The 26807-nt window shown below is 40.5% G+C and carries 23 protein-coding genes; 5 read left to right on the top strand and 18 right to left on the bottom strand.

What is annotated here, in order from left to right; translation table 11 throughout:
- Nucleotides 1-68: 68 nt before the first annotated feature.
- The 6 genes from HMPREF0847_RS04385 to HMPREF0847_RS04410 form a co-directional block, all read right to left on the bottom strand.
- Nucleotides 69-1685, bottom strand: coding sequence for a M20/M25/M40 family metallo-hydrolase (locus tag HMPREF0847_RS04385; protein WP_020992668.1), 1617 nt, complete (start codon nt 1683-1685; stop codon nt 69-71).
- A 478-nt stretch (nt 1686-2163) separates the two neighbouring features.
- Complete coding sequence (locus HMPREF0847_RS04390) at nt 2164-2877, bottom strand: matrixin family metalloprotease (RefSeq protein WP_008808988.1); 714 nt, start codon at nt 2875-2877, stop codon at nt 2164-2166.
- A 137-nt stretch (nt 2878-3014) separates the two neighbouring features.
- A complete protein-coding gene (locus HMPREF0847_RS04395) occupies nt 3015-3806 on the bottom strand; it encodes an alpha/beta hydrolase (protein WP_008808989.1) in 792 nt (263 codons plus the stop codon).
- Nucleotides 3807-3856: 50 nt separating this feature from the next.
- Nucleotides 3857-5518, bottom strand: a complete 1662-nt coding sequence (locus HMPREF0847_RS04400; RefSeq protein WP_008808990.1) for a ribonuclease J — start codon at nt 5516-5518, stop codon at nt 3857-3859.
- Nucleotides 5519-5685: 167 nt separating this feature from the next.
- The gene (locus HMPREF0847_RS04405) at nt 5686-6126 is read right to left on the bottom strand and encodes a SprT family protein (RefSeq protein ID WP_008808991.1); all 441 of its coding nucleotides are present in this window, start codon (nt 6124-6126) and stop codon (nt 5686-5688) included.
- On the bottom strand, nt 6113-8245 hold the full coding sequence (locus HMPREF0847_RS04410; protein ID WP_008808992.1) for a Tex family protein: 2133 nt from the start codon (nt 8243-8245) through the stop codon (nt 6113-6115). Before HMPREF0847_RS04410 ends, HMPREF0847_RS04405 begins: the two co-directional genes overlap by 14 nt.
- A 170-nt stretch (nt 8246-8415) precedes the next feature.
- Here HMPREF0847_RS04410 and HMPREF0847_RS11230 point away from each other — a divergent pair, with 170 nt between their 5' ends.
- The 4 genes from HMPREF0847_RS11230 to zwf all read left to right on the top strand — a co-directional run bounded on the left by HMPREF0847_RS11230 (nt 8416) and on the right by zwf (nt 11860).
- Nucleotides 8416-8553 carry an SPJ_0845 family protein gene (locus HMPREF0847_RS11230; protein WP_020992669.1) on the top strand — a complete coding sequence of 46 codons (138 nt, stop codon included), beginning with the start codon at nt 8416-8418 and terminating at the stop codon, nt 8551-8553.
- The gene (locus tag HMPREF0847_RS04415) at nt 8550-9455 is read left to right on the top strand and encodes a permease (RefSeq protein ID WP_008808993.1); all 906 of its coding nucleotides are present in this window, start codon (nt 8550-8552) and stop codon (nt 9453-9455) included. The genes HMPREF0847_RS11230 and HMPREF0847_RS04415 overlap by 4 nt, the downstream gene beginning before the upstream one ends.
- A complete protein-coding gene (locus tag HMPREF0847_RS04420; RefSeq protein ID WP_008808994.1) occupies nt 9452-10267 on the top strand; it encodes a TIGR03943 family putative permease subunit in 816 nt (271 codons plus the stop codon). The genes HMPREF0847_RS04415 and HMPREF0847_RS04420 overlap by 4 nt, the downstream gene beginning before the upstream one ends.
- Nucleotides 10268-10399: 132 nt before the next feature.
- Complete coding sequence (gene zwf, locus HMPREF0847_RS04425; protein ID WP_008808995.1) at nt 10400-11860, top strand: glucose-6-phosphate dehydrogenase; 1461 nt, start codon at nt 10400-10402, stop codon at nt 11858-11860.
- A gap of 45 nt (nt 11861-11905) precedes the next feature.
- Here zwf and ftsY read toward each other — a convergent pair whose 3' ends face one another.
- From ftsY to HMPREF0847_RS04475, 10 genes are all read right to left on the bottom strand, one after another.
- Complete coding sequence (ftsY, locus tag HMPREF0847_RS04430) at nt 11906-13507, bottom strand: signal recognition particle-docking protein FtsY (protein WP_020992670.1); 1602 nt, start codon at nt 13505-13507, stop codon at nt 11906-11908.
- A gap of 18 nt (nt 13508-13525) precedes the next feature.
- Nucleotides 13526-14335: a Cof-type HAD-IIB family hydrolase gene (locus HMPREF0847_RS04435; protein WP_008808997.1), complete on the bottom strand. Its 810-nt coding sequence runs from the start codon at nt 14333-14335 to the stop codon at nt 13526-13528.
- Entirely contained in the window at nt 14332-15129 is a 798-nt protein-coding gene (locus HMPREF0847_RS04440) for a Cof-type HAD-IIB family hydrolase (RefSeq protein ID WP_008808998.1), read from the bottom strand. Before HMPREF0847_RS04440 ends, HMPREF0847_RS04435 begins: the two co-directional genes overlap by 4 nt.
- 1 nt (nt 15130) lies before the next feature.
- The gene (gene smc / locus HMPREF0847_RS04445; protein ID WP_008808999.1) at nt 15131-18664 is read right to left on the bottom strand and encodes a chromosome segregation protein SMC; all 3534 of its coding nucleotides are present in this window, start codon (nt 18662-18664) and stop codon (nt 15131-15133) included.
- Entirely contained in the window at nt 18655-19353 is a 699-nt protein-coding gene (gene rnc / locus HMPREF0847_RS04450) for a ribonuclease III (RefSeq protein ID WP_008809000.1), read from the bottom strand. The genes smc and rnc overlap by 10 nt, the downstream gene beginning before the upstream one ends.
- A gap of 242 nt (nt 19354-19595) precedes the next feature.
- Complete coding sequence (locus HMPREF0847_RS04455) at nt 19596-19952, bottom strand: YbaN family protein (protein WP_008809001.1); 357 nt, start codon at nt 19950-19952, stop codon at nt 19596-19598.
- A 34-nt stretch (nt 19953-19986) separates the two neighbouring features.
- Nucleotides 19987-20790 carry an MBL fold metallo-hydrolase gene (locus tag HMPREF0847_RS04460; protein WP_008809002.1) on the bottom strand — a complete coding sequence of 268 codons (804 nt, stop codon included), beginning with the start codon at nt 20788-20790 and terminating at the stop codon, nt 19987-19989.
- Nucleotides 20783-22144: a cell wall metabolism sensor histidine kinase VicK gene (vicK, locus tag HMPREF0847_RS04465; RefSeq protein WP_008809003.1), complete on the bottom strand. Its 1362-nt coding sequence runs from the start codon at nt 22142-22144 to the stop codon at nt 20783-20785. The genes HMPREF0847_RS04460 and vicK overlap by 8 nt, the downstream gene beginning before the upstream one ends.
- Nucleotides 22137-22838, bottom strand: a complete 702-nt coding sequence (gene yycF, locus HMPREF0847_RS04470; protein WP_008809004.1) for a response regulator YycF — start codon at nt 22836-22838, stop codon at nt 22137-22139. Before yycF ends, vicK begins: the two co-directional genes overlap by 8 nt.
- Nucleotides 22839-23237: 399 nt before the next feature.
- Nucleotides 23238-23615 (bottom strand): carboxymuconolactone decarboxylase family protein, encoded by a 378-nt coding sequence (locus HMPREF0847_RS04475; RefSeq protein WP_002899930.1) that lies wholly within the window; start codon nt 23613-23615, stop codon nt 23238-23240.
- A gap of 77 nt (nt 23616-23692) precedes the next feature.
- Here HMPREF0847_RS04475 and HMPREF0847_RS04480 point away from each other — a divergent pair, with 77 nt between their 5' ends.
- A complete protein-coding gene (locus tag HMPREF0847_RS04480) occupies nt 23693-24061 on the top strand; it encodes a MerR family transcriptional regulator (protein ID WP_008809005.1) in 369 nt (122 codons plus the stop codon).
- Nucleotides 24062-24108: 47 nt separating this feature from the next.
- Here HMPREF0847_RS04480 and thrS read toward each other — a convergent pair whose 3' ends face one another.
- Nucleotides 24109-26052: a threonine--tRNA ligase gene (thrS, locus tag HMPREF0847_RS04485; protein WP_008809006.1), complete on the bottom strand. Its 1944-nt coding sequence runs from the start codon at nt 26050-26052 to the stop codon at nt 24109-24111.
- Between the two features lie 91 nt (nt 26053-26143).
- Complete coding sequence (locus tag HMPREF0847_RS11425) at nt 26144-26515, bottom strand: hypothetical protein (RefSeq protein WP_008809007.1); 372 nt, start codon at nt 26513-26515, stop codon at nt 26144-26146.
- Between the last annotated feature and the right edge of the window lie 292 nt (nt 26516-26807).

Genomic DNA, 26807 nt, shown 5'->3' on the forward strand with positions numbered 1-26807 from the left:
AAAATTGTTTGTCTCTCTTGTAACGATAATGTTCGTTTTTTCCTTTATTACACAATAAAAAGGCTGAATTAGTTCCTTTTGACTTCGTCAAGGTGTTCTAAAAGATAGAGAAAGAAAGCTGGTATGGTATCTAACATATCTTTCTCATAAACCCGTTCTGTCAACTGATGAAGGTCCTTGCCCCAAGGGCCCAAATTTACAGCAGCTACATTAATTCCAGCAATTTTTTCCAAATCAAGCGGGTAAATCTCTTTTGAGACAGCCATACTGTTCAGAAGAGATTGATAGTCACTCAAAGGTTTCTCCAAAGCACAGTAACTCATATCACAAATACCCATGAAAAACTCTTCAACTTTCAACTGGTAACTACCCTTATTTGCCAAATAATTCTGATAGAAAGAAATGAATCGATCCATGTCAAGATCCTGTTCTTGAAGTCGTCGGCTATTCATTGTTGGGTAATAAGGCGGGGCAACAGCAAGTACAGCCAAGGCTTCTTTTTTATCGTAAAAATCAAGAGCTTTTTGTACATTAGACAGAGTAACTTCTTGATAGGACAAACCCTTTTGTAATTCTACTTTAGCTTCTTGATTGACCCTTTCCATGAAGTCTTTGAAACCTGCCTTTTTTTGGCATTCTTCTAACAAGTCTTGGTAGGTTAGCACTCTTGGCTTAGCAATCGATTTGCTTTCCTGATATTGATCCTGCAAGTTGGAATACTTATCATAAAATTCATCTAGTGCTTCTTGCATCAGTCCTCGGATCAGTTCTAGCAAGTCCTGAGGACTTTTATCCAGATACAGTAGACTAAAGTATCCAGCTGCACGTAGGACTGTTGACACATCATACTGCTCTTTTAGGTCTCTCATAAAGGACCAAGAAGGCAAGGGAGACTGTTCTCCGTAAGCCGCATCAGACAGCAAAGGATTTAAGTCTATTTTTTCAACAATTTTAGCTAAAAGAGAAATCGCATTTACACCTTTTAATGGTTCTTTCATATGAGAAAGCAGACCCTGGGTCACGATCAAGGGCATCAATTTCCCAACTGTACCAACATGTAGGACCTTTTCTGATTCAGATGTACTTTCAAAAGGCTCCGAATCAATGGCAAGAATGTAATTAAGATCAAAACGTTCTTTTAAATCATAGAGCAAACCAACAGCTGCCCTCATACCTTGAGAATATGCTTCCTCATCGCCAACAGACAGGTAAAGCAAGTTTGCTTGGCCAGTGGAGACAGACGAGTATTCCTCTAAGACCCCCAACTGCAGGGCTAGGGCTGACTTCATATCACAGGAACCTCTACCAAATTGCCAATCTCCTGAAGAAATGTCAGCCAGGACATCTTGACGTATAGACTCTTCTTTTAACTTTTCTTTCAGTGCCTGATTATCAAAAGCCAAATCTTTCAATGAACCAAAGTCTTCCGTATCCACTGTATCGTGATGATGGAAAAGTATGACTGTATCAGCCGAATCACGACGCACCAAGGCCCAATTAATACTACGCCCCAAACCATCCTCAGGAATCGGACAAGAGCCAAAAAGTTCTGGATGAGTTTGAAAATAAGGGATTTGTCCTATATAGTTCATCAAAAAATTTTCGATATCCCGTTCGAAAGCAGTGTGAGTAAAGCTTTTAATGGCCATACTTTTTTGAAATATATCAGCTATTCTTTCCTTCATTTTCTTCACCTGAACAGAGAACCTGTCTTTCTTCTATTTTGCCTATATTGTAGCACTCATACTTTCAATTAACAAGGAAAAATAGGTATTATTTTAAACAAAAATTACCCAACCTAAAAGTATCAAACTAAGGAGAGATTTATCATCAGTATTTCATCTTCTTAAATCGACCAACTAGAAAAGCTACTAGCTCTTTTTCTATCCCACAACTCTAAATTAAAAGGACAATCAAATCTGAATACGTCACGAATCTATCATAACTACTCACATTTTTGTTAACTCGCTGGCTTTTCCTCTACCATCCAATCCAACTTTTCCAAGGATAAAATAGTTTTCTTAGAAAGAAATGAAAGATGCCTAATTCTGTGATCTAGATAAAAGAAAAATAGATCTTAGCTCGAGTCTTTGAATTGAAAAGCCCCTCTCCTTCAAAAGGAGAGGGGAATAACATTTCTTCTGAACTTAAATATTTCTGTCTTTAGTCTTGGTATAATTCCTTAACAGCTTGGATATCTATTGGCTGTATACTATAGAAAGATCCTGCTGACTGCATGACAGACTCCGACTCATTATGATCCAGCCCAATGGCATGGCCCAACTCATGAGCTGCTGTGTTCACAATCCTTTCATGAGAATATCCGTAGTAGCTGTTCAAAAGATAATAAGCATTCAAACGAACAGTTACTTTAGTAAAACGCTTGGTCAAGACATTTGTCTGAGACTCAGCTTCTCCAGCTGCCGTAATAGTACTATCATTCATTTCAGTAGCGATGATATTAGCTTGGCTTTTATCCTCTACAAGTTGAAAAGTAAAGGCTCCTGTTGCATTCCAAGACTTCATCGCCTCCTGATAAGCTGCTCGAAAAGTAGGATTTTCCGTCTCAATATAAACTGTCGCTCTAGCAGTTTCCCAACGTGCTCCATCCGAACTCGCTACATGTTCATCAGTTAAATGCTCTCCCAGATTCTGAACATTTTGACCAAGGCCAGTGTGAATACCTTGTTGATCTAAAAAAGTATCTAACTGATTAACCGCTGTCTGTACAGCCTGTCTTACAGCTGTTAGTCCAGTTTGACTAGGATTCGTTAAATAGAGAACGCTCACTAAGATAATAAAAGCTACGATTCCTGCCCATACAAGGCGCCAGAACATTCGCCATATAAAATGAAAAAGGTTTAAAAGAAATCTCATTCTCGCCTCCTCTCACTCCTAGATAGAAACAGATTATAAAAGACCTTGCTTAAAGTTTTCTAAAGATACCAATAGAAGAAAGTGGATTTCACTAGATAAATCAACGACTTCTACCCACTTTCTACTCGTCTCTAATTTTATGACAAACGCTCTTCTGGCTTATAGTCAATCGGCAACCACTCTAAGAGATATTCCAGTTGCTTTTCCCAATAATACCATTCATGCTTACCAGGACTATGTTTGTAATCCAGTTTTAAGCCAAGTTTCTTCAACTCTTTGACAGCTACTTGGTTAGCCTTATAGAGAAAATCTTGCTCTCCACACCAAGCATAAAACTTAGTTTTCTTGTCTGACTCTGCTACCATACTTGTTAAAAAGTGTTGCTTCATATCAGGAGAATCCAAGTTGCCAAAGACCCCTTCCCAGTAAGCACGATTGTCACCAGGAAGATCATCAAGACTAGAACCATCAATTCCTAATCCAAGCGCACCAGAAAAGGAAGCTGCATAAGAAAATCGATTGGTTTTCAAAGCAATTTTATAGGCTCCATATCCTCCCATAGAAAGACCCGCAATAAAAGTTTTCTCCCGCTTACGGCTCATATTTGGAAAGAAACGTTGTAAGACCTCGGGCAACTCGTTAACTATAGCGTCATAATAACGGTGCCCATAGCTTGTATTGGTATACCAGGCCAAGTCAGTTGAGGGCATCACAACAATCAGATTTGTGTGTCTCAATAAACGTTCAATATTGGTTCTCTTACGCCAAGAATTTTCATTTCCCCCCATCCCATGTAGAAGGTATAAAACTGGAATATCTTTATCTTCTACTAGGTCTGGATCAATCTCACTGGCATCTGGATAGATAACATTGACATGTCTTTCCATTTCTAAAACTTTGGAATTATATTCAATTTCAAGAAAAGCCATCTTAGTCTCCTATTCTATGATTTAAAAACAGCCTAGAGGCTGTTTTTCATTTATTTTACTTCCATCACTACTGGTAAAATAGCTGGGCGACGTTTGGTCTGTTCGAAGAGATATTTTGAAAGTACATCGCGAACGTTTCCTTTTAGTTCACTCCAATCAAATTCATCTTTTGCAAGGTAGTCTTCAACTGTTTTATTAATTAATTCAGCACTTTCTATCAAAATATCACGGCTCTTTTTGATATAAATAAAGCCACGAGTATGAACTTTAGCCTTGGAAATAATTTTTTTCTCCCGACGATTCACACTAATTGCAACGATAAAGATCCCGTCTTCTGATAAGACCTTGCGGTCTCTGAGGACGATATTGCCAACATCGCCAATAGCATTTCCATCAATAAGGACATCTCCTGCTGACACTGAGCCTGCTGGAACAAAATCTCCTCGATCATATTCCATAATGGTTCCGCGTTTTGGAATGAAAATCCGCTCAGGTAAAATGCCAATTTCCATAGCCGCCCTAGCATGGGCGTCCAGTTCTCGGTATTCCCCTTGAATTGGGAAAAGGAATTGAGGCTTCAAAAGATTGAGCAACAATTGCAAATCACGAGCATTTCCATGACCAGATACACGTAAATGCTGGGTAATCAATTTCACGATTCCGCCTGCCTGGTAGATCATATTTTCTACTCGGGCAACAACTGCTTCTTTAGCAATAGATGGTGTCGTTACAATATAAACTAGGTCACCCTCTTTGATTTCCACATAGCGGTGACGACCAATTGACATTTTGCGTAAGCCATTGATAGGTTCACCCATCCGACCAGTCTCCAAGATAATCAGCTCATGGTCTTCGAACTTAGACATTTCTTTTGGCTTGATTAAGAGACGTTCATCTGCCAAAGAAAGCTTCTTCAAACGAATGGCTGTCCGGACAATGTTTTCCACATCAAAACCTGTCAAGACAACACGGCGTCCAGTATCCGCTGCGGCATCGAAAACCTGTTGGATCCGAGAGAGGTTGCTGGCTACTGCAGCCACAATCACACGGCCGTCCCAGTCGCCAATGGTGTGCATAATTTCATCGCCCACTTCACTCTCACTTGCTACTTGAACATTGCTGTCTGCGTTGGCAGAATCACTTAGGAGAGCTAATACACCTTCCCGTCCAATCTCAGCCAAGCGGCCAAAATCAGTCGCATAAGACTGGCTAGCTGATTGGTCGAACTTGAAATCGCCTGTGTAAACAATATTTCCTTCATCAGTCTTTATCACAATACCCAAGCTCTCTGGTATCGAGTGAGTCGTTCTAAAGAAGGAAACAACCACATTTCCAAACTCAATTTCTGTATTTTCATCAATCACATGGAAGTCATTAAACTTCTTGACAACATCATTATTTTTAACAAAAAGTTTAGCCAGTTCAATAGTCAATTCTGAACCGAATACAGGCACCTTGGTTTCAGCTAAAAGATAAGGCAAAGCTCCAATAGCATCCGCGTGACCATGGGTCAAGAAGACACCTGCAATTCTATCGCTATTTTCAAAGAGGTAATCCATGTTGGGAATCACCACATCGACACCTAACTGCTCATTTTCTGGATATTTTAGACCTGCGTCCAAAACAAAAATTGATTCATCCACCTCGGCGATATAGAGATTTTTACCATTCTCTCTGACACCACCTAAAGCGATGATTTTCACTTTACTCATTAATTTTGTATCCTTCCATACATTTATATTTTATTACTAACGGTCCTTGGAATCCAAGTCGAATTACAGTCTTGCAACTTTCGCTGCATATCCCCTATATTATACAACTTTTTCACTCTTTTTTCAAAAATGAGGTTAGTCTACTGCAAACAAAAAAGATAGAATTTCTATCTTTCTTGCTTTAATAATCGTAGTTTTCCTTTACAGCGACCACAGCGGTATCTCTTGAGATCAATCCGTCTTTGTCGATAAAAATCTGCATGACATTGCTGGCATTGGTAATGTAACTTGCCTTCTGGACTAGAAATACTGGGTGTATAGCGCAAGCCTCCTACCTGTTTAAGCAGTTCCTTAAAATCACTATCTTTATGCCGATACCCCTTGCCTTGATAATAGAGATGATAATGAACTAGCTCATGGCGGACAATTTTTCGGAAGGTTTCCAGCCCAAAAGCTTCATAGATTTTCGGGTTGAAATCCAGATGACCGTCTTTGGGAAAGAAGCGTCCTCCAGTCGTCCGAAGACGCTTGTTCCAAAAAGCTTGGTGGCGGAATTCCCATCCGAAATCTTCAAGCGAAACCTGCTTGACATACTCATTTAGATTCATTTGGTGCTATCAGAGAAAGGTTGACCTTCTCTCGCTCCACATCTAGCTTATCCACCCAGACAGTGACCAAATCACCAACAGACAGGACTTGACTGGGATGCTTAACAAAGTTTTTACTGATCTTAGAAATATGGATGAGACCGTCTTCGTGGATACCAATATCCACAAATGCTCCGAAATCGACGACATTCCGTACGACACCTTCCAGCTTTTGACCGATGCGTAGGTCCTTGATATCCAAGACATCCTGCCGCAGAACTGGCGCGTCAAAGGAATCACGCAAATCTCGGCCAGGCTTGAGCAAATCATCAATAATATCTTTTAGGGTTTCTTCGCCCAAGCCCAGCTCAGTAGCCAAACTAGCAGTCTGAACTGCTTTTAATTTGGCTTGGGCTGCTTCATCCAAACTGCTGATTTCCAGACGCTTAAAGAGCTCTTCTACAGCCTTATAAGACTCTGGGTGAACGCCTGTATTATCTAACAAGTTATCACTTTCAGGAATACGTAGGAAGCCAGCTGCCTGTTCAAAAGCCTTTGCACCTAGACGTGGCACTTTCTTGATGGCCTCACGAGACCGAATCAAGCCTTCTGTTTCCCGATACTTGACGATATTTTCTGAAATAGTCTTATTGAGACCAGCTACATGGGCCAGCAGTGCAGGACTTGCGGTGTTGATATTGACTCCGACTTGGTTAACCACGGTATCCACGACAAAGTCCAGACTTTCAGACAGCTTTTTCTGGCTGACATCATGCTGGTACTGGCCAACCCCGATAGACTTAGGATCAATCTTGACCAGCTCTGCTAAAGGATCTTGCAGACGGCGGGCAATGGAAATAGCTGAGCGCTTTTCAACCGTCAAATCTGGAAACTCATGACGAGCCAGTTCACTAGCAGAGTAGACAGATGCTCCGCTTTCATTGACGATAACATAGCTGACATGTGGATGAGATTTCAAAACTTCTGCTACAAAAGCTTCGCTTTCTCGGCTGGCCGTTCCGTTTCCGATGGCGATGATTTCCACGCCAAACTCCTCAATCAGCTCTGACAACTCTTTCTTAGAAGCTTCAATCTGAGCTGACTTTGCTGGTGGAACTGGATAGATGACATGAGTCGTCAGCATTTTTCCTGTCGCATCAACAACAGCTAGCTTGGCTCCTGTCCGAAAGGCTGGGTCAAAGCCCAGTACTACGCGGCCTTTGAGAGGAGCAATCAGAAGGAGATGACGGAGATTATCTGAGAAGAGCTGAATCGCACCATCCTCAGCAGCCTCAGTCAGCTCAGTCCGAATACGACGCTCCATGGCTGGAATGATTTTCTTTTTAACTGCTTGCTGGATAGCTTCACTAATATAGGCATTTTTCACCTTGAAACGCACTTCAAAGAAGCGCAAAATTTTCTCAAGATTATGCTCAAAACCAACCTTGAGAATACCTAGCTTCTCACCACGGTTAAGAGCCAGGGTACGGTAGCCTTGCATGGTCGCTACTTTTTCGGAAAAATCATAATAAATCTGGAAGACTTGCTTTTCATCCAAATCACCGTCTTTGAGACTGGATACGATAGAAGAATTGGTCTGCATCTCGTGGTAGGTCCAAGCCCGCAGCTTGGTATCTTCGGAAATCGCCTCAGTTAGAATATCCACCGCTCCAGCAAGAGCAGCTTCTGCTGTCGGAAAGGCTTCACTAGTCAGTTTTTCAGCTTCTTCCTGCAAATTAGGCGCATCCTGAAGGATTAAGCGGGCCAAAGGAAAGAGACCTGCTTCACGCGCAATAGTAGCCTTGGTACGGCGCTTCTCCTTGTAGGGCAGATAAAGTTCTTCCACATCAGCCAGCTTTTCTGCAGCCTCAATCTCAGAGCGAAGAGCATCCGTTAGTTTGCCCTGCTCCTCAATCTTAGACAAGACCGTTGCTTTGCGCTCTGCTAAAGCAGTCATACTCTTATCTAAATCAATGATTGCCTTAATCTCGACCTCGTCTAGATTTCCCGTCATTTCCTTACGGTAACGAGCAATAAAAGGAATCGTATTTCCCTCAGCAGTCAGATCTAGGACCTGTGATACTTGGCTTTCTTTAAGGCCCAATTTCTGAGCAATTTTTTCAATATTTATATTTTCCATAACGTTTCTATTATACCACAAGATTGATCTTAAAAATTCAGAAAGTCAAACTTCTATTATTCTTTTATAACTCTAAGTTCTCATTAGAAACTAGTTCCTATGTCTCAAAATATCATTTTTTCCTTTTTGGTAGTATAATAGAATTATTATTTTAGAAATGAGGTGGCCCTATGGCTGTAAAATATAATAGAACAGATGATTTAGATAAGATGTTCGAGGAATTTGCAACCCTTCCTAAGCTAGAAAAAGTAGAATTCCCTGATGATAAAAAGAAAAAAGAAACAGAAGAAAAGGCTAAAAAAGCATGAGTCTCTTTTCAAATCTACCTGCTAGTGTTTTACAGGCTGGCGCTATCTTTCTCTCCATCATCATCGAGGCCCTACCTTTTGTTTTGATTGGAAGTATTATTTCTGGCTTTATTGAGGTTTATGTCACGCCAGAAAAGGTTTATCACTTCTTACCCAAAAATAAATGGGCTCGGATTTTCTTTGGAAGCTTGATCGGTATTGTCTTTCCCTCCTGTGAGTGCGGGATTGTTCCCATTATTAACCGCTTCTTAGAAAAAAAAGTCCCCAGTTACACAGCTGTTCCTTTTCTGGTGACAGCACCGGTTATCAATCCTATTGTTCTCTTTGCGACCTACTCAGCCTTTGGTAATTCCTTCCGAATGGCTCTGCTTCGTGCCTTAGGTTCTATGGTAGTGGCTATCGTTTTAGGGATCTTTTTAGGTTTCTTTGCAGACAGCAATATTCAAAAAGAAAACCGCAAGGCTGTTCATGAGCATGACTTTTCACATCTCAGCAAAGGACAAAAGTTCTTTCAGGTCTTTGTGCAGGCCATTGACGAATTTTTCGATACAGGTCGCTATCTAGTCTTTGGCTGTCTCTTCGCCAGCCTGGTTCAGGTCTATGTGCCAACCAGAATCCTGACATCAATTAGCTCGACACCAGCTGTTGCTATTCTTCTCCTCATGCTGCTGTCCTTCCTGCTCTCACTTTGCAGCGAAGCTGATGCTTTTATCGGGAGCTCCTTGATTGCTAGCTTTGGCTTATCGCCAGTCCTAGCTTTCTTGGTCATTGGGCCTATGCTAGATGTCAAGAATCTACTGATGATGAAAAATTACTTTAAGACACGCTTTATCTGGCAATTTATCAGTCTAGTTACTGTCGTCGTCTTTCTTTACTCTTGGCTTGTGGGGGTAGTGCTATGATTCGATTTCTAATCTTAGTCGGCTACTTTGAGATCACCATGTATCTGCAGCTGACAGGCAAGCTTAATCAATATATCAATCTCCACTATTCCTATCTGGCCTACTTGTCTATGATTCTGTCTTTTGTCTTGGCAGTGGTGCAACTCATCATCTGGATGAAGAAGATGGAGGTTCACAGTCATTTAAACACTCGCTGGGCCAAACTAGGTAGCGTGCTGCTCCTTATCATTCCGCTTTTTGTTGGAATTTTCTTTCCAACCGTTACCTTGGATTCGACAACAGTTTCTGCTAAAGGTTTTCATTTCCCGCTGGCTGAGGGAACTTCAACTGCTATTCAGCAGGACGAAGGCACAACCAGCCAATACCTGAAACCGGACACTAGCACCTACTTTACAAAAGGGGCTTATGAAAAAGAAATGCGGGCTGCTGCCAAGAAATATATCAATAAAAGTACCATTCAGGTCACGACTGAAAATTACATGGAAGTCATGGAAGTTATCTATGATTATCCAGATGAATTTGTTGGTAAAACTCTTGAATTTACCGGTTTTGTCTACAATGACCCAAGCGATCAGAAAAGTCAATTTCTCTTTCGCTTTGGTATCATCCACTGTATTGCTGACTCTGGAGTCTATGGCCTCTTGACAACTGGAAATACCCAGCATTTTGAAGACAATACTTGGATCCATGCCAAAGGAAAGATTGCTGTACAATACCATAAGAATTTAGGACAGAGTCTGCCTATCTTAAAGGTCTCCAGTTTTGAAAAGGTAGAAAAACCAGCCAATCCTTATGTTTATCGAGTATTTTAGAAGAGTTAGACAAGTAGTCTAACTCTTTTTCTTAAACTCAGACAAATTATATTCTATTCGTAGCGTCATTTACCATTTTTGAGGCATTTGTGATAAAATAGATACATCATTTTAGAAAAAAAGGATATTAGGATGTCATCTAAAGTTATTGTTACAATTTTTGGAGCTAGTGGAGATTTGGCTAAACGTAAGCTCTATCCCTCACTTTTTAGATTATATAAGTCTGGCAACCTTTCTAAGCATTTTGCTGTTATCGGAACAGCTCGCAGGCCATGGAGCAAGGAGTACTTTGAATCTGTTGTCGTTGAGTCTATCGCTGATTTAGCTGATAGTCCTGAGCAAGCACAGGAATTTGCCAGCCACTTCTACTATCAAAGTCATGATGTGCAGGATACCGAGCACTACATTGAGCTACGCAAGCTTCAAAACCGACTCAATGAAGAATATCAAGCAGAACACAATAAACTCTTCTTCCTATCCATGGCTCCGCAGTTTTTCGGAACGATCGCTAAACATCTCAAATCTGAAAACATTGTCGATGGCAAAGGCTTTGAGCGTTTGATCGTCGAAAAACCTTTTGGAACAGACTTGGAAACAGCTAGCCAACTTAACAACGACTTGTTAGCAACTTTTGATGAAGAGCAAATCTTCCGAATTGACCATTACCTGGGCAAGGAAATGATCCAAAGCATCTTTGCTATTCGTTTTGCCAACTCACTTTTTGAGAATATTTGGAACCGCGACCACATTGACAATGTCCAGATCACCTTTGCCGAAAAACTGGGTGTAGAAGAACGTGGCGGATATTACGATGAATCCGGCGCCCTAAGAGATATGGTCCAAAACCATACCTTGCAATTGCTGTCTCTTCTTGCCATGGATAAACCCAACAGCTTTACAAAAGATGAGATCCGTGCAGAGAAAATCAAGGTTTTTGAACGTTTGACACAACCGAGCCAAGAAGATTTGAAAAAATATTTCATTCGTGGCCAATACAAGTCTGGAAAAGTCAATGGTAAGAAATATATTTCTTATAGAAGTGAACCCAATGTCAATCCAGAATCTATGACTGAAACTTTTGTTTCAGGTGCCTTCTTTGTTGACAGTGACCGCTTCCGTGATGTTCCTTTCTTCTTCCGTACAGGTAAACGTCTAACAGAAAAAGGGACCCATGTTAACATCGTCTTCAAACAAATGGATTCCATTTTTGGTGAAAAACTAGCACCGAATGTTCTGACCATCTATATTCAGCCAACAGAAGGTTTCTCACTCAGCGTTAATGGCAAAGAAGTCGGCGAACTCTTCAGTTTATCCCCTATTTCTTTAGATTACCGTACAGATGCGACTGCTTCTGGAGCTTCACCTGAACCTTACGAAAAATTAATTTTTGATGTACTTAACAATGACTCAACTAATTTTAGTCACTGGGAAGAAGTAAAAGCCAGCTGGAAATTAATTGATCAAATCGAAGAGCTCTGGAGAAACAATCAAGCGCCACTTCATGAATATGCAGTTGGAACAATGGGACCAGCTGCTTCAGCAGAATTATTGGCTCAGTTTGGAGCTGAGTGGCAATGGAACCCTCAAAATTAAAGATAGAAAAAGAAATCCAAGGAATCTGGATTTCTTTTTTTGTATTTAAAGCAATCCTTCTAAAAGGCCACGCATAAAGTTCTCTGAATTGAATTCACCAATATCATCAATCTTCTCACCAAATCCAATCAATTTAACAGGAATATCCAATTCCTGACGAATAGCCAGAACAACACCTCCACGCGCTGTTCCATCAATTTTAGTCAGAACAATTCCTGTAACTGGAGTAATCTTTGAAAATTCCTTGGCTTGAACGAGAGCATTTTGTCCTGTTGAAGCATCTAACGCAAGGAAAGTCTCGTGAGGAGCATCTGGATTGACCCGCTTAATAATCCGACCAATCTTTTCCAATTCAGCCATGAGATTATCTTTATTTTGCAAGCGACCAGCAGTATCGATCATCAGAATATCGATATTTTCAGCTTGAGCACGCTCTATACCGTCAAAAACAACACTGGCTGGATCACACTTTTCAGGACCAGTCACAACAGGTACATCAACACGTTTCCCCCACTCAGCTAACTGGGCTACTGCTCCAGCACGGAAGGTGTCTGCTGCTACCAACATAACCTTCTTGCCTTCTTGCTTGTACTTGTAGGCCAACTTACCGATAGATGTAGTTTTCCCAACACCATTGACACCGACAAAAAGCATGACTGTCAAACCATCTTGGAAATTAATTTTCTCATTGTAACGACCATCTTTTTCGTAGATATCAACTAGCTTTTCGATGATAACCTTTCGTAAAGCATCAGGTTTCTTGGCATTTTCTAATCTAGCCTCATATCGTAGCTCTTCTGCCAAATTAGAGGCCACTTGCACGCCAACGTCGCTGGTAATCAACAGCTCTTCCAAATCTTCAAAAAAGTCTTCGTCGACAGTCCGGAAATTAGCAAAGAAAGCATTGAGCTTAGCTCCAAAACCTGTCCGAGTTTTTTTCAAACTGCGATCATACTTTTCTTGAACAGTTTCAGTATGACCTTCTTCCTGGTCTGACTTTGTAACTTCAGCCTCTTCGCTTGTATCTAGACCTTGCTCCGCTTCATCTGGTAAATCTTGCTTCTCTTCCTCAACAGCTTCTGCTTGGGTTTCTGCTTGATTTGAGTCTTTCGCATCTTCATCAGCCTGACTTGGTTCATCGACAGTTAGAGGTCCTTGGTTTTCTAACTTGATATCTTCAATTGCTGGTGTTTCTGAGCCAAGTTCTGATTGTTTTTCCTCAGACTCCTCTTGGACTGGGACTGGTTCTTCAGCAAGCTCTTCTTCACTTGAATTGTCAATTTGAGCTTCTTCAGACTTTTCAGCAATGCTTGCGCTCTCTTCAGTCTCTTCTTGCTGGAGTACATCCGCTTCTTGCCCCACGAATCTATTCTGAGTCTTGTCTTCTATGACCTCATTTAAGACCTGATCTTCTGCTAAGCGCTCTTCTAGCTCTTCGTAAAATTCCTGCTTTTCCTCTTCTTCAAAAGGTTGATTCTCCTCTTGTAAACTTACTTCAGCAGCATTTTCTACTTGAGACTGATTTTTATTTTCCAGTTTTTCTATTGCATCCTCTGTTTCAGAAACTTCCGTCTGAACAGGCTCCTCTTCTCGGATGTCTTCTTTTTTTTCTTTTTTTCTGCCAAAAAGGCGGTCAAATAAGCCCATGGTCTGTCCTCCTTTTCTCTATAAAATATAGTTTTCAATCGCCCAAGCGACTGCGTCTTCATCGTTGGTCAGCGGGGCAATTACCTTGGCAACTGCTTTGATTTCTTCCGTAGCATTCCCCATGGCCACACCAAGTCCTGCCCACTCAATCATGGAACGGTCATTTCCTTCATCTCCACAAGCCATGATCTGACTGGCATCTAAACCAAGATGCTGACTTAATTTTGCTAAACCAGTTGCTTTATGAACATTTTTCGGAGACCACTCTAACAGCATATCCCGAGATTTAAAAATTTCATATCGCTCAAATAATTCACGTGAAATCTGTGGTAAAGCCCTATCAATGCTGGATGGATCAAAGGCTGAGACACATTTATTGTAGGTCACCCCCTCAGATAAATCGTTCAGCGATACATGTTCAAACTGGAGATAAGGATTGGCTTGGGCATAGAGGGATTTCTGTTCTGACTGCAGCTGATACACAACTCCCTCACTAATAGCATCGAGTGGCAAAGAAAGCTTCTGCGTTTCTTCAAAAATACGAACCACATCAGCATGGGAAAAGACGGTTTTATCTATAATTTCACCAGTATTTCGCTGAACCAAGCCACCGTTAAATGTAATGGTATATTCATCCTCTAAACCTGCTGTTCCCAGCTCATCTAACAAAAACTCCATAGCCTTGAGTGGTCGGCCTGTCGTCAATACAACTTTTACTCCCTTTTCCCTGGCTGCTGCTAGAGCCGTTAAATTCCTCTGAGAAATTTTCTTGTCAGAAGTCAACAGGGTTCCATCTAAATCAAGCGCAATTAGTTTAATAGCTGTCATACTAATTTCTCCATATAGGCAATTACAGACTGATCTTTGTGAGAGCCAATTACCTCAGTTGCTAACTCTAAAATCTCTGGACGGGCATTCTCTGGTGCAATCGGATGACCAACAACCTGCATCATATGAAGGTCATTAAGATTGTCGCCAAAAGCCATGACTTGGCCCATTTCTAAACCAAGTTTCTTGGCTAATTCGACAATCGCAACCCCCTTATCCACATAATCAAGAACAATATCAATGGATTCATAACCCGTTGTCATCGCTTTGACTCCAGGAACATTTTCATTGACCCAAGCTTCTCCTTCAGCTATAGTTTCAGGTGTGAAATTAGTCGTGAATTTGAAAATTTCATCATCAATATCAGCTAAACTAGCCACCTTTACAATATTTTCATTGTAGTGAGTTGAAAAATGTAGATAGGTCGGATCTACACTGTCTAAAACATAGCAAGCTTTTTTACCTGTTAGCAAGAGCTTACCAGTATTTACATATGGTGACTCCTTTAACTTTTCAAAAGTATCAAGGTAAAAATCTCGGCTCATCGTAGCCTCATATAAATCCTGTCCATGAAATTCAACCAGACTGCCATTTTCGGCGATGAAAATAATCTCATTACGAACTTCAGCAAACAGCTTCTCCAGAGACAGAATCCCTCGACCACTGGCTACCGCAAAATAGAGACCTTTCTCTTTAAATTTGACTAAAAGACTTTTCAGACGCTCCATGTCAAATTGTCCTTGACCATCTAAAAAGGTACCGTCCATATCGGTTGCGACTAGTTTAATATCCATTTTACATACCTTCTAAATCTTTTAATTTCACCGAAACAATCTTCGACACACCGGACTCCTGCATGGTCACTCCATAAATAGAGTCAGCTGCTGACATGGTTCCTTTTCGGTGGGTAACAACGATAAACTGACTCTCCTTGTCAAAGCGGTTGAGGTAGTCTCCAAAACGTTTAACATTGGCTTCATCCAAGGCCGCTTCAACTTCGTCCAAAATAACAAAAGGAATGGTCTTCACTCGAATAATGGAGAAGAGCAAGGCGAGAGCTGACAAGGCCTTTTCCCCACCACTCATGAGATTGAGGGACTGGATTTTCTTGCCAGGTGGCTGCACCGAAATTTCAACTCCAGCTGTCAAAAGATCGCCTTCTGTTAAAATTAAGTCTGCAGATCCTCCACCAAACATTTGTTTGAAGGTCATTTTAAAGCTTTCACGAATGGCCTCAAAAGTTGATTTGAAACGCTCTTTGACTTCATCGTTCATTTCTTCGATAGTTGTCAAGAGAAGATCCTTAGCAGACAAGACATCATCTCTTTGCGTATTGAGGAAGTCCAAACGATTTTTCACTTCATCAAATTGTTCAACAGCATCCAGGTTTACTGGACCGAGCGCACGTATAGATCGTTCCAAGTCTTTGACTTGCCCTTCAGATACTGCTAAGTTTTCCAGAGGACGAGCCTTCTGATTGGCTTCGTCAAAGCTCATTTGATATTCTTCCGTCAGACTGGTTAAGAGACGACGTAAAACATCAGTAATCTTTTCTTTTTCAGCCTCAGCCTTGGCCTGATTACGTATCAATTCTTCATTTTGCTTACGTGCCTGATCTAAATGACTGAGGATGTCTTCAGACTGACCTTCCAAGTCTTCCAATTCAAATTTCAGACGAATCAATCCTTGGTTTAATTCTGTCTTTTCCTGATTAGCAGTCTTCAACTGATCTTCTAGAACTGTAATATCCACCTTTTGGAGACTGGATTCTTTTTGTTCCATTAAGAGTTCCAGTGTTGACTGTTCTTTGATGAGAGTAGCTTTCTCTTCTTCCAGACGCTCCAAATCATTTTTCTCAAAACGTTGGAGAGAGGTCAGCTCCGTCCGAGATAGTTTCAAGTCTGACAATTTATTGGAAAGTTTATCAAAGCGTTCTTGAACAGCATCTTTATTCGATTTAACCTGCTCAATTTCCTGTGTCACATCCAATTTTGCCTGCTCAATTTCAGCTAAACGAGCCTGTAATTTTGCTTGTTCGCCAGAAATATCAACTCCAGACAACCTTTCCAGCTCTTGCTCTTGCAGATCTTTCAGATTCGTCAGCTCTTCCACTCGCTTTGCAATTTGCTCATAAGCTAAACTAGCTTTTTGTTCTGCCAAGCGCGCGCTTTCGCCATCTTCCTTGATTTGATCTAAGACATGCTTAGCTTGACTCAGTTGATTATGTAGGACTTGGACAGCCTCTTCTTTTTCCTTCAATTGGAGATCTTTTTCCTTTATATCAGACAAAAGAGCGTCCAAATCCGGTTTGATAAAGATTGTATTGTTGTTTTTATTTGCTCCACCAGCGTAGGAACCACCTGTTCGCAGTTCTGTCCCGTCTAGAGTGACTATTCTGACTTGGTAACGAACCTGACGGGCCGCAGCTCGTGCATTGTCTACCGTATCAAAAATGGCTGTCGTCCCAAGCAGATTTTGGAAGATGGTATCCAAGCTTGCATCATAAGTGACCAGCGAAGATGCCAAACCAAGGAAACCTTTACTAGACTCAATGCTTGTCCGATGATGATCAGCTAGCTGACGGGGTTTAATCGTTGTCAGTGGCAAGAAAGTGGCTCGACCAGCTCGATTTTTCTTCAAGAAATCAATAGCTTTTGTAGCAGCCGCTTCATCTTCGACAATAATATTCTGACTGCTAGCTCCTAAAGCAATCTCAAGAGCTGTCTGATAATGCGGATCAAAACTTAATTTTTCACTAACAGCACCAACAATCCCACCTAAGCGTTCTGACTCCTGCAGGACACTTTTTACACCAGCATAGAAATTACTATGATTTTTAAGAATAGCTTCCAAACTCGCAGAACGAGCCTTCTTATTTTTCAAATCGTCCAACAAATCAAACATAGTTTTCTGCTGATTTTGGTAACTTGTCTGCAGTTCTTGTACTTTTTCCACCTGCGCCTGGTAAGCATTCAACAAGTCTGTTAGATTCTTCCGAGCTGTTTCCAACTCTTCTATATGGGCTGTTTCAGCATTTTGGCTTTCTAACAAGTCCCTTTTAATTTTTTCAAAATCAGCCTTTTTGCTCTCATTTAGTTTCAACTCATTAGCCTGACGGCTTTCCAGAGCAGTCAAATCATTGGATAAATCTGCCTCTTCTTTCATGAGTTTGACGTATTGATCACGTAAATGCTCAATCAATTGATCAGGATCCTCAGAAAAATCGGCAATCTCTTTTTCTAGCTCAGCCATTTCCTGCTGATTCTTATCCAATTTTTCTGAAATAAGACTCAGATTTTCAGACTTAGCCTGACAATCTTTCTCCGTTTGCTCCAACTTCTCTGCTAATACAGCCATACGAGCTTCATTTTCCTTACGGCTAGTAGCCGCCTGACTCGATTCAAGCTTAGAAAGGTCAATTTGTCGCTCCAAGTCACTGATCAGACGAGTTAATTCCAGTAGCTTAGCTTGGTCAGCTGCCAAGGTCTGATTAAGCTCATGGCGCTTAGATTTGAGAGTTTGGTTCTCCAGTTCCAATTCATCGCGTTTGCTATAATAGGCGGACAGCTCTTCCTGAATCTTGGCCAAATTCTCCTCTGCCTGGTTCAACTTTTCCTTATTAGCTGTCATTTGAGCAACCAAGACATCTAGGTAAAGTTCTCGCCTTTCCTGATCTAACTCCAAAAAGCGTTTAGCAGTTTGTGCTTGCTTCTCTAAAGGTTTGATTTGCCCATCCAATTCGTAAATAATATCTTCCAAGCGATCCAAATTGTCTTGGGTTTGAGCCAATTTACTCTCAGTTTCCTTACGACGCGTCTTATATTTCAGTACTCCCGCAGCCTCTTCAAAAATAGCACGCCTCTCCTCTGGCTTACTGTTAAAGATCTCTTCTACCTTACCTTGGGAAATAATAGAGAAGGAGTCCCGTCCAAGCCCTGTGTCCATAAAGAGATCATGAACATCACGCAAACGAACCTTTTTACCATCTATCTTGTACTCACTATCACCACTGCGATAAATATGACGCTCTACTCTAATCTCCTTAGCTGCATTCTTGATAAATTTGTCGCTATTATCAAGAACCACTACTACAGACGCATAATTAAGGGGCTTGCGTGTTTCTGTCCCGGCAAAAATAACATCGGGCATCTTACCACCACGTAAACTCTTAACACTGGATTCTCCCAAAGCCCAGCGCAGACTTTCTGTAATATTGGACTTACCTGAACCGTTGGGGCCGACAACCGCTGTTACCCCTTGGTCAAAAACTACCTTAGTTTTATCCGCAAAAGATTTAAAACCCTGGATTTCAATTTCTTTTAAATACATGAATGATTTTCCTTTTCAAAGGCATTCTTAGCAGCCTCTTGTTCTGCCAGCTTTTTAGAACGCCCTTGGCCTTTTCCTACTAAACGACCATCAACTGAAACGCTAACCTCAAAATTTTTGGCATGAGCTGGGCCTGATTCAGACACGACTTGATAAAGAATCTCTACATCTCCATTAGACTGAAGTAACTCTTGCAATTTTGTCTTATAGTCTGTCACCTGCTCAAAATCACCTGCCTCCACCTTAGGAATCATGACTTGATAAATAAAGTCCTTCACAATTTCCAAGCCTTTATCAAGTAACAAAGCTCCTAAGAAAGCTTCAAACAAGTCACCTAAAATCGTTTCGCGCTCACGGCCCCCAGATTTTTCTTCTCCCTTACCCAGCTTGATGAAGAGATCAAACTGACAATCACGACTAAAACCCGCCAAACTTTCCTCACGAACAATCGTTGAACGAAGCTTAGTCAAATCTCCTTCAGGTCTCTTGGGGTATTTTTCAAATAAATACTCAGAGATAATTAATTGCAGAACAGCGTCTCCTAAAAATTCCAGGCGTTCATTGTGTGAAATTTTTAAGAGGCGGTGTTCATTGGCATAGCTTGTATGAGTAAAAGCTGTTTCTAGCAATGAAACATCCTTAAAAACCAAGCCAAATCGATCAAACAAAAGGTTTTCTAATTTTTTCATAAACCTCTACCTGTGTTCAAACTGATAAACACAAGTCCAATCCTTTCTATCTTTATAGCAAAGTAGAGTAGAAAGACACTCTTAACAAACTGTAAAAGTAAGTTCTACTGCTGTTTAAATCTTCTATTAGAAAGAAGACTGCACAGCTACTATTATACCAAAAATTAAATTTTCCTGCCCTCTTTTTCTTGCTTTAGACAAAGGAAAAAAGACAATTATAACAATTGTCTTTTCTATTGTTCTTACTTATCAGGAATGACCTTAAATAAGTAGTAGGTGATAAAAATTGTCAGAGCAAATAGACCAATCTTTACAAGTAGAAGAGGAGCAAAAAAGATAGAAATTCCCATCAAAATGTAGATAGATACGATAATCTTTTTCTTACGCTCCTTAGCTATTGAACCTGTCTCCCGAAAATCCGCTACATAAATCTGATACATTTTGGTATGATAGAGCCAATTTTCAAAACGTTTGGAACTCCGAGAGAAGCAAGCTATGGACAAGAGCAAAAAAGGCGTTGTAGGCAAGATTGGAAGAAGAATTCCAACAACTCCCAGCCCCAAGGACACTAGTCCAACAAGAAAATAAATGGGACGCATAAAATCTCCTGGTTATTTTTTATTTTCAACATGATTAAATTGATGTCAGAGGCGTAGCTGTATCTGGCGAAGTATCCAAAACTTGAAAGTCATGATTGACTGCCAAGTCAGCTTGAGCCAGCTGATTAACCATAGTCATATGAGCCAGCTCCTTGATATTATTCTCCTTACTCAAGTGACCTAGATAAATCTTTTTGGTACGGTTCCCCAAGGTTCGAATCATCGTATCAGCACCATCTTCATTAGATAAGTGACCTTTATCGGATAAAATACGTTGCTTAAGACTCCAAGGGTAAGCTCCACTACGCAAAATTTCTACATCATGATTACTCTCAATCAAGTAACCATCAGCATTTTCAACCACTCCAGCCATACGGTCACTCACATAGCCCGTATCCGTCAGCATGACAAAGCTTTTATCGTCTTTCATAAACCGATAAAATTGTGGTGCCGCCGCATCATGGCTAACACCAAAACTTTCAATATCTATATCACCAAAAGTCATAACCTTACCCATTTCAAAAATATGCTTTTGGCTGATATCAATTTTTCCTAAGGCACTATCCATAGCTTTCCAAGTATCTTCATTAGCATAGATATCTAAATTATACTTGCGGGCTAAAACACCGACACCATGAATGTGATCCTTATGTTCATGAGTTACTAAAATAGCATCTAAATCTTCTGGTTTACGATTAATTTCACTTAGGAGACTAGTGATTTTTTTACCAGATAGTCCCGCATCCACCAAAATCTTCTTTTGGGCTGTTTCTAAATAAAAACAATTACCACTAGATCCAGATGCTAAAATGCTATACTTAAAACCTTCCTTAGTCATCTTTACTTTCTACTTCTTCACTTTCCCAGCCATCATCCAAAACAGCATCCTTATCATACGGCAGGACAATTGTAAAAGTTGATCCGACTTCATACTCACTCTTGGCCCAGATAAAGCCATGGTGCTGCTTGATGATTTCTTTTGCAATCGCAAGTCCTAAGCCCGTTCCACCTTGCGCACGGCTTCGAGCCTTATCCACTCGATAAAAACGGTCAAAGATCTTAGGCAAGTCTTTTTTGGGAATTCCCAATCCTTCATCAGAAATTGAAATAATCAGCTGATCTTCCGTCGTTTTCATCCCTACGGTAATCTTTCCACCATCTGGAGAATACTTGATAGCATTATTCATGATGTTATCAATGACCTGCGTCATTTTATCAGTATCAATTTCAACCCAAATAGGCGTGATTGGATAATCTCGTACAATCTCATATTTTTTGGTTTCATCCTGACTTTTAATCTTATCAAAACGATTCAAAATAAAAGTGATAAAAGCTGTAAAATTAGTTAATTCTACATCCAAATGACTACTATCATTATCAATCCTTGATAAGCTAAGCAAATCAGAAACCATCCGCATCATTCGGTTCGTTTCAGTAAGAGAAACCTTAACAAATTCAGGAGCAACTGGCTCAGAAAGAGCGCCTTCATCCAAAGCTTCTAAGTAAGACTTAACACTTGTCAAAGGGGTCCGGAGCTCATGACTAACATTTGATACAAAAAGTCGACGTTCCCGTTCCTCTTTTTCCTGTTCCGTCGTATCGTGCAGAACAGCTACCAAACCAGAGATAAAACCAGATTCCCTACGAACCAAGGCAAAACGAACACGCAGACTTAAATATTCTCCATTTTCATCCTGCGAATCAATCGTCAATTCCGGCATCTTGGTAATTAAATCTCGCAGATCATATTCATCCGCAATATCTAACAAGTCTAAAATACTTGTATTTTGGACTTCCTCTGGATCAACACCTAATTGCTTAGAAGCCATATCATTAATCATGATAATCTGACCCCTACGGTTGGTTGCCAAAACCCCATCCGTCATGTAGGACAGGATACTAGTCAAACGTTTGGTTTCTTGCTCCAGATTTTCTTGTGTTAATCTAGTCACCTCAGACAAATCATTTATACTATTGGTCATATCCGTAATTTCTGGACTGCCTTGCATATCCAGAACCTCGGAATAGTCTCCTGCGATTAAATCTTTGATCTTTTGATTGAGCAGACGAAGTTGGCGATTATCCCTTCGATTCTCTAAAAAGAGCAGGGCAACAACCAAAATAAAACCTAAAACAATTAAAACAAAAACAAAATCTACAGAAAACACAAATTGTCTAATATTTTCAATCATTGTTTCTCATATAATAGCCAACACCACGACGAGTTAAAATATACTCTGGTCGGCTTGGCGTATCTTCAATCTTTTCACGTAGACGGCGAATCGTCACATCAACAGTGCGTACATCACCAAAATAATCATAACCCCAAACTGTCTCTAGTAGGTGTTCGCGTGTCATTACTTGACCAACATGACTAGCCAAATGGTAGAGTAATTCAAACTCACGATGGGTTAATTCTAGTTCCTCACCATGTTTCTTAGCAACAAAAGCATCTGGTAAAATTTGCAATTCGCCCACTGTCAACTCATTTGAACCCTTTTCACTTTCTTGGGTATCTACAGCAAATTCTGAACGTCGCAAAATAGCCTTGACACGAGCTTGGAGCTCACGGTTAGAGAAAGGCTTAGTCACATAGTCGTCTGCTCCGATCTCAAGGCCGATAACTTTATCAAACTCACTATCTTTAGCCGATAGGACAATAATTGGAACATTACTGGTCTTCCGAATGGTGCGTGCTACTTCTAGCCCGTCCAACTCTGGTAACATCAAATCCAAAATCAAAATATCAGGATTTTCTGCTTCAAACATCTCAAGAGCTTCACGGCCATCAAAAGCCGTAACAACTTCATAGCCCTCTTTTACCATATTAAATTTTATAATATCTGAAATTGGTTTTTCGTCATCTACAACTAATATTTTCTTCATATCTTTCACCTTTTTTTCTGTCTCTTTTATTATAACAAACTTTCTTAAAATAGACTAATTTCCCCAATTAAAAATACTATTTCTTTATCTTACAATTTAAAGACATTCGTGACAATACTGTAAAAAAATAGCTTATAAAAAAATCTAAAATTAACAGTCAAAAAAGAAACAGAACTCAAAAAGAGTCCACCAAATACTAATCTCAAAATTAGCAAAAAATCTATCTTTTAGAAATTCTATTCTATCTTAACTCATGAAAACCACGTCTAAATCCACAATATAAAGAATCAATAAATCGGCTTAAAACAAAAGGACTTAGTCCCATTCAGCACAGAACTAAATCCTTTACTTAAATAATTTGTTTACCTATTTGGTTTAGTTACACTCAGCGCCCCTTTATTATTCTTTCTTAAATAGTTTATCAGCTAAAAAAACAGCATTTAGCACTCTAGGAAATCCAACATAAGGGATGCACTGCAAAAAGCATTCTATAATCTTTTCGGGAGTTAAACCAACATTTAAAGCTGCTTGAATATGTACTTCAAGCTGTGCTTCACAACCTCCCTGTGTCAAAAGGCTAGCAAGAGTAACGATTTCTCGCTCCTGTAGATTTAGTCCCTCACGACTGTAGATATCACCAAAAGCAAATTCTACAATATAGTCTCCTAGATCGGGAGCTATTTCTTTCAGAGAGGAAATGACCTTCTCACCGCCCTCACCATCAATCTGATTGAGTCTTTCTAATCCACGTTCAAATCGCTTATTTTTCATTTGCATTTACCTCCTTAAACGATTACAATGCCATTATAAAACTTAGACTATACTCTAAGTCAAGAAATTAAAGGAGTTTTTTTATGAAAATTGGTTTATTTGCGCAAAAAGTAAATTTATCAGCGCATACACTCCGATACTACGAAAAACGAGGATTGATTAAAGTTGATAGAGATCAAAGCGGTCAGCGTTCCTACGACGAGAACGATCTTGCCTGGGTTCAGTTTATTCAGCGTTTAAAAGATACGGGTATGCATTTGCAAGATATTCAGAGATATGCTGATTTGCGCTACCAGGGTGATGGCAGCCTGAAAGAACGCTTAGAAATGCTGCAGAAGCACCGCAGTTTTGTTCAAGAACAAATTAAAAGTTGGCATATGTCACTAAAAAAATTAGATAATAAAATTGAATGGTATCAAGCAGAAATCAGGAATCTTCCTAAATATCTATAAACGAAACCCGAGCTAATTGCTCGGGTTTCATCGCTATCTAATAAATTCTATTTTTCAACGCGTGATTTGTTGGCGATATCAGCTAGGATAGCTTCAACAAATTCGTCTACTGCTACCGTATGTGTTTCTTTTTGGCCGTAGCGACGAACATTGACAGTTCCGTCTTCCATTTCCTTGTCCCCAACGATCAATTGGTAAGGGATCTTGCTGGTTTGTGAAGCACGAATCTTGAACTGCATTTTTTCATTACGCTCATCCACATCAGCGCGGACACCGCGGTCACGGAGTTTCTTAGCCACTTCCCAAGCGTAGTCCACGTGTTTTTCGTTAGAAACTGGGATGAGGGTCACTTGATGTGGTGCAAGCCATGTTGGGAAGGCACCCTTGTAGTTTTCAATCAAGATAGCTGTGAAGCGTTCCATGGTTGAAATAACACCACGGTGGATCATAACTGGACGGTGCTCTTCACCATCAGCTCCGATGTATTTGAGGTCGAAGCGTTCTGGAAGCAAGAAGTCAAGCTGGATAGTCGAAAGGGTTTCTTCTTTTCCAAGGGCGGTTTTAACCTGGATATCCAATTTTGGTCCGTAGAAGGCTGCTTCACCCTCAGCTTCAAAGTAATCCACGCCCATTTCATCAAGAGCTGCACGAAGCATAGTTTGGGCATTTTCCCACATCTCATCGTTGTCAAAGTACTTGTGAGTATCTTGAGGGTCACGAAGAGAGAGACGGAAGCGGTACTCAGTCAAGTTGAAGTCTTCGTAAACATCGATAATCAACTGAAGGGCACGTTGGAATTCTTCTTGGATTTGTTCAGGAGTAACAAAGAGGTGACCGTCATTAAGAGACATTTCACGCACACGTTGAAGACCGGTGAGGGCACCAGATTTTTCGTAGCGGTGCATCATACCGATTTCAGCGATACGGATTGGCAATTCACGATAAGAATGAACATGGTGTTTGAAGACTTGGATGTGGTGTGGGCAGTTCATTGGACGAAGGACAAACTCTTCACCGTCTCCCATGTCCATAGTTGGGAACATATCTTCACGGTAGTGATCCCAGTGACCAGAAGTTTTATAAAGCTCTACTGATGCAAGTGGTGGAGTGTAAACATGTTGGTAGCCTGCAGCGATTTCCTTGTCGACAATGTAGCGTTCCAATTCACGACGGATAGTCGCACCGTTTGGCAACCAGAATGGAAGTCCTTGTCCAACCTCTTGTGAAATCATGAAGAGGTCAAGTTCTTTACCAAGTTTACGGTGGTCACGTTCTTTGGCTTCTTCACGCATTTGAAGGTAGTTCTTCAAGTCTTTCTTGTCAAACCAAGCTGTACCGTAGATTCGTTGCATCATAGCATTATCGCTATTTCCACGCCAGTAAGCACCTGCTACATGGAGAAGGTGGAAAATTTGGATGCGACCTGTTGACGGAACGTGTGGGCCACGGCAAAGGTCCACGTATTCACCCTGACGGTAGATAGTCAAACCGCCTTCGTCCTCAGAGTGTTCTTCGATCAATTCCAACTTGTAAGGGTCGTTCTTAAAGATTTCACGTGCCTCGTCTTTAGTAACTTCCTCACGAATAGATGGGAAGTTTTCCTTGACGATCTTCTTCATTTCTTCTTCGATACGCGGAAGGTCTTCATTGGAAATTTGACCAGCTTGATTGTCCGTATCGTAGTAGAAGCCATCTTCGATAGCTGGACCAACTCCCAAGTGAATGTCTGGGAAAAGGCGACGAGCTGCTTGAGCAAACAAGTGAGCAGCTGAATGGCGCAAGATTGGAAGGGCATCTTCGTGATCAGGTGTCACGATTTCGATGGAACCATCTTCGGTGATAGCACGAGTCGTGTCGATGAGTTTGCCGTTGAATTTACCAGCCAAGGCTTTTTTAGCGAGGGAATTGCTGATGCTTTGCGCAATTTCAAAAGTTGTAACGCCAGATTCGAATTCACGAACAGCACCATCTGGGAAAGTAATCTTAATCATGGTTTTCTCCTTTAAAAAATTATCGTATTTTTATAACTGAGGTTTGAAGGAATAGGGAAACTAGTCATTTACAATGAATGATATCAGTTGATTATTTAAATAAATGATAGTTTAACTTTCTCATTCTATAGATAAAGAAAGCTGTAGAAATAAATAGATAGCATACCAAAGAAAGGATTAGAGACAAGTATTGCTCATCAGTCATCTCACCTTCCATGTATATCCTTATCGGATAGCTTTTTATCGCATTGACCAAATAGATAGCAACTGTCAAACTTAAAAGATTTCCCGTTATAATGAGTTTCTTGTTGTTGAAAAACATTAAGATACCAAGAAAGGGGGCAAGGAAGGGCAAGAGAGGAATGAGTAGAAAAAATGAAAAGACGACAATATACTCTAAGCCCCATAGGCAGAGAGTTTTCATTAGCCATACATAGACTATAAGGAATGTACAAGCCATCATCCAAGATAAATATTTCTTCAAATCTATCACCTCATTCAGCTCTTAGCTAAATTTCATTTTAACTTTGTCATAACTATTCTCCATACAAAAAGCGACATCCTCGAAAGGACGTCGCAACGTGGTTCCACCTTCATTTATGTTCCTCAAAAAAGAGGGACACCTCTGATTGGCTCTAACGTAGCCACCGTTTTATGTTTTCATAAAATCCAGTAGAGTAGTCCCAACTGCATCCTCTACGCGATTTCCAGCTCCACGCGCTCTCTAAAAGATTTCCTGCAGGTGATATGTCTCT

It is taken from the genome of Streptococcus sp. 2_1_36FAA (assembly GCF_000161955.2).
In the GTDB taxonomy this organism is placed as follows: Bacteria; Bacillota; Bacilli; order Lactobacillales; family Streptococcaceae; genus Streptococcus; species Streptococcus gordonii.